This is a genomic window from Allobosea sp. (genome assembly GCF_048595345.1).
Classification (GTDB): Bacteria; Pseudomonadota; Alphaproteobacteria; order Rhizobiales; family Beijerinckiaceae; genus Allobosea.
Genome location: NZ_JBMDWH010000160.1, coordinates 1 through 2,072 on the forward strand (window position 1 = coordinate 1; position 2,072 = coordinate 2,072).

Sequence of the window (2,072 nt, forward strand, 5' to 3'; positions counted from 1 at the left end):
AGGCAATAGGACGACATAGCAGGCCCGATCAGATGCGCCTCGCCCTGCTCAAGCAGGTTAAAGGCCTGCGGCTGCTGGGTGTAGACCGTCAGCAGGTTCGGCTTGAGGCCGACCAGCTTCTTGAAGGCGGCATCGGTGTCCTTCTGCGCGGCGTCGAGCGAGGCGCCCGCGAGCAGGCCGGCCGCGAAGAGGATCGGCAGCCCTTCCGTGTTCTGCAGGGAGGGAATGATGACCCGGCCCTTGTACTTGGCGTCGAAGAGCTCGGCCCAGGATGCCGGCGGCGTCTTCACCAGCGACTTGTTGTAGGCGATGCCGAGCCAGGGCTGAAGGTAGTTCGCCCACATCCCGTCCATATGGGTGGAGCCGGCGACGAGATTGGCGAGGTTCGGGGTCTTCGCCGGGGTCAGCGGGTCGAGAAGCCCTTCCTTGACGGCGAGGATCATGACCGGATCGTCCATCTGGACGACGGACATATAGGGCTTGTCCCTGTTCTTCTGCATTTTCTCGAGGTTCACGAGCGAGCGCGTGCCCTCGAAGATGACCTTGCAGTTGTACTTCTTCTCAAAGGCGGGGACGACGATCTGCTCGACCCAGGGCTTGTGCCCGGCCGCACCGCCGACGACCAGCTCCCGCGTCTGGGCCCGCAGGACGGAAGGCGCGGCGATCAGCGCTGCGCTGCCGGCGGCACCGGCGAGGAAGGAGCGGCGGCTCGGGCGGGCAGCGAAAGCGTCCATGGCGGATCCTCGGGCTGGAGTGACGCCCCCTTCCAGCAACGCCTGTGCCAACGGAATTCGCTCAGGGCAAAAAGGCCATTGAATGACGATGAAAACACATCAATCACAATGGGATAGATGGACATTTTGACTCGAAATCCGATGCGAAAACGCATCCGGATCAGCCGATATTTGTGCACAATGCATAGTACATTGTGCCTGATGTAGGGCTGGCTCTGCCGAAAGAATGTGCGGGCGGCGGGTTGGCGTTTCCGGAGGCGGTCGCGATAATCGGGCCATGCAGGAAGAAGAGATTCATGCGGTCCTGACGCGGGTGCTGCTCACCGGCCGGCTGCCTGGCGGGCTGAAGCTCGGCGAGCATCGCCTCGCCGAGATGTTCGGCGTCAGCCGGGAGCGCATCCGCAAGGTGCTGCACAGGCTGGGCGCCGAGAGGCTGCTCGACATGGTCCGGAACCGCGGCGCCTTCACCATCGCGCCGGACCTGCGCGAGGGCCATCTCGTCTACGAGGCGCGCCGCATCCTGGAGAGCGGCATGGCGGCCCATCTCGCCGACAACCTGACGCCGGCCCAGATCGAGCGGCTGCGCGCGCATGTCGAGGCCGAGGCGGAGGCGCTGCGCTGCGGCGACCAGGCGACCTGGCAGCGGCTCTCGGCGGAGTTTCATTACCTGCTGGCGGAGTTGACCGAGAACCCGCTCGTCCAGCGCCAGGCGCAGGAGCTGATCAGCCGCACGCTGATGCTGGTGAAGCGCTACGAGACCAGCGCCGGCTCCGCCTGCGGCTGCGACGAACACCGGGCCATCTTCCGCGCGCTGGCGGCCCGCGAGCGCGGCAAGGCGGTCAAGGCGATGACGACGCATCTCTCCCTGGTCGAGACCCGGCTGCGGCCCACCCTGTGCGAGCCGGCCGGGCCCTCGGTGGAGGATGTCGTGATGGAAGAGCTTGCGCGCCACCGGGCGGCCATGGTGCCGCTCGCCGAGGCGGGGTGACGGAGGGGAAAAGCATGGCCTACGACCTCATCATCGCCAACGGCACCGTGGCCACCGCGTCCGACACCTTCGCCTGCGATGTCGGCATCCGCGACGGCCGCATTGTCGCGCTCGGACACGGGCTGGGCGACGCCCGGCGGGTGATCGACGCCACGGGCCGGCTCGTCCTGCCAGGCGGCATCGACAGCCATGTCCACATCTCCCAGCCCAGCGGGGAGGGCATCGTCATGGCGGACGATTTCGAGAGCGGCACGCGCTCGGCCGCCTTCGGCGGCAACACGACCGTGCTGCCCTTCTGCGTGCAGGAGAAGGGCACCAGCCTGCGCGAGACGGTGAAGGCCTACCACGCC

General features: G+C 66.8%; 2 protein-coding genes and 1 pseudogene. 2 read left to right on the forward strand and 1 reads right to left on the reverse strand.

The genetic code is table 11. From position 1 onward, the window contains the following. The coding region (locus tag ACOJTB_RS14830; protein WP_420103297.1) for an extracellular solute-binding protein at positions 1-734 on the reverse strand (734 nt) is incomplete at its 3' end. 277 nt (positions 735-1,011) lie between these two features. On the opposite strand from ACOJTB_RS14830, the gene ACOJTB_RS14835 reads away from it, so the two are divergent. Then, a complete protein-coding gene (locus ACOJTB_RS14835; RefSeq protein ID WP_420103298.1) occupies positions 1,012-1,722 on the forward strand; it encodes a GntR family transcriptional regulator in 711 nt (236 codons plus the stop codon). A gap of 14 nt (positions 1,723-1,736) precedes the next feature. Next, a pseudogene (locus tag ACOJTB_RS14840) lies at positions 1,737-2,072 on the forward strand (dihydropyrimidinase); the annotation flags it as partial.

What these genes read in the sequence shown, in the direction of transcription:
- ACOJTB_RS14835 (WP_420103298.1), top strand. Translation starts at nt 1,012, where the DNA reads ATGCAGGAAGAAGAGATTCATGCGGTCCTGACGCGGGTGCTGCTCACC.